General features: G+C 70.5%; 5 protein-coding genes. 3 read left to right on the forward strand and 2 right to left on the reverse strand.

Going from position 1 to position 5,616, the window contains the following annotated elements:
* The first annotated feature begins 173 nt into the window (after nt 1-173).
* Entirely contained in the window at nt 174-938 is a 765-nt protein-coding gene (locus G6022_RS12360; RefSeq protein ID WP_182617460.1) for an IclR family transcriptional regulator, read from the forward strand.
* A 59-nt stretch (nt 939-997) separates the two neighbouring features.
* Here G6022_RS12360 and G6022_RS12365 read toward each other — a convergent pair whose 3' ends face one another.
* Nucleotides 998-1,783 (reverse strand): 2-keto-4-pentenoate hydratase, encoded by a 786-nt coding sequence (locus tag G6022_RS12365; protein WP_182617461.1) that lies wholly within the window; start codon nt 1,781-1,783, stop codon nt 998-1,000.
* Between the two features lie 60 nt (nt 1,784-1,843).
* On the opposite strand from G6022_RS12365, the gene kstD reads away from it, so the two are divergent.
* Both kstD and G6022_RS12375 read left to right on the forward strand, forming a co-directional pair.
* The gene (kstD, locus tag G6022_RS12370) at nt 1,844-3,592 is read left to right on the forward strand and encodes a 3-oxosteroid 1-dehydrogenase (protein WP_182617463.1); all 1,749 of its coding nucleotides are present in this window, start codon (nt 1,844-1,846) and stop codon (nt 3,590-3,592) included.
* 2 nt (nt 3,593-3,594) lie between these two features.
* Entirely contained in the window at nt 3,595-4,455 is an 861-nt protein-coding gene (locus G6022_RS12375) for a MaoC/PaaZ C-terminal domain-containing protein (protein WP_182617464.1), read from the forward strand.
* A gap of 40 nt (nt 4,456-4,495) precedes the next feature.
* Here the strand turns inward: G6022_RS12375 and G6022_RS12380 are convergent, their stop codons facing one another.
* Complete coding sequence (locus tag G6022_RS12380) at nt 4,496-5,539, reverse strand: LLM class F420-dependent oxidoreductase (RefSeq protein WP_182691657.1); 1,044 nt, start codon at nt 5,537-5,539, stop codon at nt 4,496-4,498.
* Between the last annotated feature and the right edge of the window lie 77 nt (nt 5,540-5,616).

Below are 5,616 nucleotides of genomic sequence, written 5' to 3' on the forward strand. Positions count from 1 at the left end.
CGCGAAGCGCCCCGAACGCCGCCGAACTCGTCGTCGTCGCACTCATTACCGACCACCCTCCCCCCGCGGCGCCTGTATCGAACATACGTACTACTCTAACGTCACCACCTCACTAGCGCAAGTGTTCGAATCACCCGTCACTCGATGTCGGACCTCCGCGCTACACTCACCGCATGACCGAACCGCCCGTCTCCCCCGTCGACCGCGCCTTCGACGTACTGCGGGTGACGGCGGCGGGAACCGGCCTGACACTGAGCGAGATCTCCCGCGAGGCCGGGCTGGCCAAGTCCACGACCCTTCGCCTCCTGGCCGCACTCGAGCGAAACGATGCGGTCACGCGCATCGGCCAGCGCTATCGACTGGGGCCGCTGGTGCATGAGCTGGATCCGATTCCTGCCTCGCCGGCATACGAGCGGACCCGCCGCGTACTCACACCGTTCCTCGCGCACCTCTTCGAGGCGACCCGGGCGACGGTGCACCTGGCCACGCTGCACGGTGACGAGGTGGTGTACCTCAACAAGCTGCACGGTCCGCGGCCGATCCCGTCACCGTCGCGGATCGGCGGCGGACTGCCGGCCTATTGCACCGGAGTGGGCAAGGCGATGTTGGCGTTCGACGACGCCGCCGCCGAGCGGGTGTCGCAGGGCCCGCTGATCGCCTGGACCGACACCACGCTCACCTCGCCGGATGCGCTCGCCGTGGAGCTGGCGGAGATCCGGCGCAGAAGGCGATCGGTGGATCGCGCCGAGCTCACGCCCGGCCTCTACTGCGTGGCCGCACCCGTGTTCGACGACGACGAGGACGGCGCCTGCGGAACCCTAGCGGTGGCGGCGCTCTCCGCTAGCGCGGCGGACGGTGCTGCACTCACTCGCCTGGAGCCACTGGTCACCAGGGTGGCCGCGGCCGCCAGTCGCGCGATGGCGACGGACCGGACGTGACGAGGGCCGAGGGAACGTGAGCGCCGCAGCCGAACCCCCGCACTGGCTGCACCCCCGCGCTAGCGGAACTCCATGGTCACGTCCCCCAGGCCCGCGAACTCGGCGCGGAAGGAATCGCCGGGCGCGGCGTCCATCGCGCGGATCGCGGTGCCGGGCAGGATCACGTCTCCCTTGCGCAGGCGGACGCCGAACTTGGCGACCGTCGAGGCCAACCAGCCCACCGAATTGAGCGGGTTGCCCAGGACCGCGTCGGAGCGGCCGGACGCGAGGAACTCGCCGTTCTTGTAGAGGGTCGCATCGATCGCGGCGACGTCCAGGTCCGTCAGCCGCACGCGCTGCTGCCCGACGACATACCCGCAGGACGACGCGTTGTCGGCGATCGTGTCGGGCAGGGTGATCTTCCAGTCGCGGATGCGCGAGTCGATCAGCTCGATCGAGGGCACGACCCACTCGATGGCGGCAGCGGCCTCCTCCTGCGAGCACCCCTCCGGCGGGATGTCGGCGCCGAGGATGAAGCCCACCTCGACCTCGACGCGCGGGAAGCAGAACCGGGCAGCCTCGACCGGCGCGCCCTCCGGGTACTCCATGGTGTCGAGGAGATGGCCGTAGTCGGGTTCGTCGACGCCCATCATCTCCTGCATGGCCTTGGAGGCCAGACCCACCTTGTGTCCGGTGACCACCGCGCCGGCGGCGAGCTTGCGGCGGATGTTGACGAGCTGGATCTCGAACGCGTCGTCCGGGGTCATCTCGGGATGGTGGTCGGTGAGCGGCGCGATGGGCGCCACGTCGGCCTCGGCGTCCCAGAGTCGCTGGGCGAGTGTGGAGCGGGTCTCCTCGTTGAGCATGACCGGGATGCTACCTCGACCGTGTGGCGCTCGAGCCCCCGGTTCTATAACGTGTTCTACATGGCAGACCAGGAGTTCGACGTCGTCGTCGTCGGTAGCGGTGGAGCAGGCATGACGGCCGCCCTCGCAGCAGCGAAGAAGGGCCTCAGCGTGGTCCTCGTGGAGAAAGCACCGCACTATGGCGGCTCCACCGCCCGTTCCGGCGGCGGCGTGTGGATCCCGGGGAACTCCGTCCTCCGACGGGACGGCGTCCAGGACACCCCGGAGGCCGCCCGGACCTACCTCCGGGCGATCGTCGGCGACGTCGTGGCCCCGGAACGGATCGACGCGTACGTCGACCGTGGCCCCGAGGTCCTGGACTTCGTCCTCGCCAACTCCCCCCTCGAGATGGAGTGGGTGGTCGACTACTCGGACTACTACCCCGAGTCCCCGGGAGGACGACTCGGCGGCAGATCCGTCGAGCCCAAGCCGTTCGACCTGCGCCAGTTGGGTTCCGAGGCCGCGCGGCTCGAGCCCCCCTACGCCAAGGCTCCGGCGAACATGGTGGTCAAGCAGTCCGACTACCGCTGGCTCAACCTCCTCCAGCGCCCCACCACCAAGGGTTTCCGGCGCTCCGTCCGTGTGACGATGCGCATGCTGCTGGCGAAGGCCCGCGGGGCCAACATGGTGGGCATGGGCCGCGCGCTCATCGCCGCCATGCGCAAGGGCCTCCTGGACGCGGGTGTCCCGGTGTGGCTCAACACGCCGATGACCGGTCTGGTCACCGAGGGCAGCGGGTTGGACGAGCGGGTCGTGGGCATCACCGTGACCCGCGGCGGCGAGGAGCAGACCCTCCGCGCCCGACGTGGCGTGATCATCGGCTCGGGCGGGTTCGAGCACAACCAGGAGATGCGGGACAAGTACCAGCGTCAGCCCATCCCCACCTCGTGGACGGTCGGCGCCGCCGGCAACACCGGCGAGGGGATCGAGTACATGGAGAAGGTGGGGGCGGAACTGGCCTTCATGGAGGACGCCTGGTGGGGTCCCACGATCCTGCTCCCCCGCGGTCCGTGGTTCGCGCTCGCCGAGCGCTCGCTGCCCTGTTCGTTCCTCGTCAACTCGCGCGGCGAGCGGTTCATGAACGAGTCGCTGCCGTACGTCGAGGCCGGGCACCGGATGTACGGCGGGGAGTACGGGCAGGCCCCCGCCGACCAGCAGGGCGCCGAGGGCGAGAACGTCCCGGCCTGGATCATCTTCGACCAGGAGTACAAGAACCGGTATCTCTTCGCCGGACTGCAGGCGAAGCAGCCGCTGCCGAAGAAGTGGCTCGAGACGGAGAACTTCCACAAGGCCGACACGCTCGCCGAGCTCGCCGGACTGATCGGCGTCCCGGGGGACGCGCTGGAGAAGACGGCCGCCCGGTTCAACGGCTTCGCCGAGAGAGGCGTGGACGAGGACTTCCAGCGGGGCGTCTCGGGGTACGACCACTACTACGGCGACCCCACCAACAAGCCCAACCCGAGCCTCGGTCCCGTCCGCAAGGCACCGTTCTTCGCCGCCAAGATGGTGCCCGGGGACCTCGGGACCAAGGGCGGGGCGAACACCGACGTCCACGGCCGCGTCCTCCGCTCGGACGGCTCCGTGATCCAGGGGCTCTACGCCGCCGGCAACGCGTCGTCGCCGGTCATGGGCCACACCTACGCCGGGCCCGGGGCGACCATCGGCCCCGCGATGGTCTTCGGGTACCTCGCGGTCGAGCACATGCTGGCCGGCGCCGCCGCCGGGTCCACCACCACCGGACCGACCACCACCGACAAGACGGGAGTCTGACCGTGCCGATCGACCTCTCGATTGCCCTGGGGGCCGAGCTTCCCTCGCAGGAGTTCTCCTGGACAGCCTCGGACGTTGCGCTCTACGCACTCGGAGTCGGCGCGGCCGGGGACCCCATGGACACCGCCGGGCTGGACTACGTGGACGACCTGCATCCCAAGGTGTTGCCGTCGTTCGCCACCGTCGCCGCCACGATGAACGTCACGGAGGCGCCGCGGGTGTCCTTCCCCGGGGTCGAGATCGACCTGGCCAAGGTCGTGCACGGTAGCCAGTCCGTCGAGGTGCACCGCCCGATCCCCGCGGCCGGCACCGCCGTCACCACGACCAGGATCGCCGAGATCCAGGACAAGGGGTCGGCCGCGGTGATCATCCAGGAGTCCGAGACGGTCTCCGCCGAGGGTGAGAAGCTGTGGACCTCTCGATCCGGGATCTTCGCCCGTGGCGAGGGAGGCTTCGGTGGCGAGCGCGGGACCTCCGAGAAGGTGCAGTACCCCGAGCGGGACGCCGACCACACCATCGAGGTCGCGAGCCTGCCCCAGCAGGCGCTGCTCTACCGCCTCTGCGGGGACCGCAACCCCCTGCACTCCGATCCCGCGTTCGCCGAGGCGGCCGGGTTCCCGCGCCCGATCCTCCACGGTCTGTGCTCCTACGGCATGGTGCTGCGGGCCGTCGTGGACGAGGTCCTGGGCGGCGACGTCGAGCGGGTCCGCGGCTACGGCGTGACGTTCGGCGGCATCTTCTTCCCCGGCGAGACCATGCGCGTCCGCGTGTGGGAGGACGGCTCGCGACTGCTCGTGGCGGCCACGGCCGCCGAGCGGGACGACGCCCCCGTGCTCAAGAACGTGGTGGTCGACCTCGCCTGACCGGGGGCTGGCCAACTCCCCCGGCGGCCACGCCGGTGGATCAGCAGAGCGCGCGGAACCGCTCCACCAGCCGGATCCGGCCGGGGGCGTCCATCGCCATCGGTACGACCGTGAGGGTGGTGGCCCCGGCCTCGCGGAACGCCTCGACCCGCTCGGCCACGTACGACTCGGGGCCGATCAGCGAGACCGACCGGACCAGCTCGTCGGGCACCGCGGCCGCGGCCTCGTCCTTCTTGCCGTCCAGGTACAGGTCCTGGATGCGGGCGGCCTCGTCCTCGTAGCCGTAGCGGCACGCGAGCTCGTTGTAGAAGTTCTTGCCGCGGGCGCCCATCCCACCGATGTAGAGGGCCAGGTGCGGGCGCACGAAGTCCAGGTAGCCCGGCACCTCGTTCTCCTCGCAGATCGCCAGCGGGGGTCCGGCGTAGACCTCGAGCTCTCCGAGAGAGGGATCGCGCTTCTCACGCCCCTTGGCCAGCGGCTCACCCCACGCGAGGTGGGCCTTCTCGGGGTGGAAGAAGATCGGCTGCCAGCCATCGGCGATCTCGGCGGCCAGCTGCACGTTCTTCGGCCCGAGCGCCGCCAGCACGATCGGGATGTTCTCGCGCACCGGGTGGTTGATGAGCTTGAGCGGCTTGCCCAGGCCCGTGCCCTGGTCGGCGGGCAGCGGGATCTGGTACTTGGCCCCGTCGTGCACGAGCTTCTCCCGGCGCCACACCTTGCGGCAGATCTCGATGACCTCGCGCGTGCGGCCCAGCGGCGCGTCGTAGCGCACGCCGTGGAAGCCCTCGACGACCTGCGGGCCGGAGGCGCCGAGGCCCAGGATGAAGCGGCCGTCGGAGACGAAGTCCAGCCCGGCGGCGGTCATGGCAGTCAGGGTGGGTGTGCGGGTGTAGATCTGCAGGATGCCCGAGGCCAGCTCCATGGTCGAGGTCTTGGCCGCGAGGTACCCGAGCTGGCTCACCGCGTCGAACGAGTAGGCCTCGGGGACGAACGCGATGTCCAGCCCCGCCCGCTCGAGGTCCGCGGCCTCCGCGGCCGTCTCGGCGAAGCCGCCGCTGTAGTTGAGAGCCATTCCGATGCGCATGCGGGTAACGCTACCGGGGGGCCGCGGCACCCCGTCCGCGGGCCGCCACGGCCCCGGCCCGGGTCGCCCCGGTCCCG

The organism is Dietzia sp. Cai40 (genome assembly GCF_014145165.1).
Lineage (GTDB): Bacteria > Actinomycetota > Actinomycetes > Mycobacteriales > Mycobacteriaceae > Dietzia > Dietzia natronolimnaea.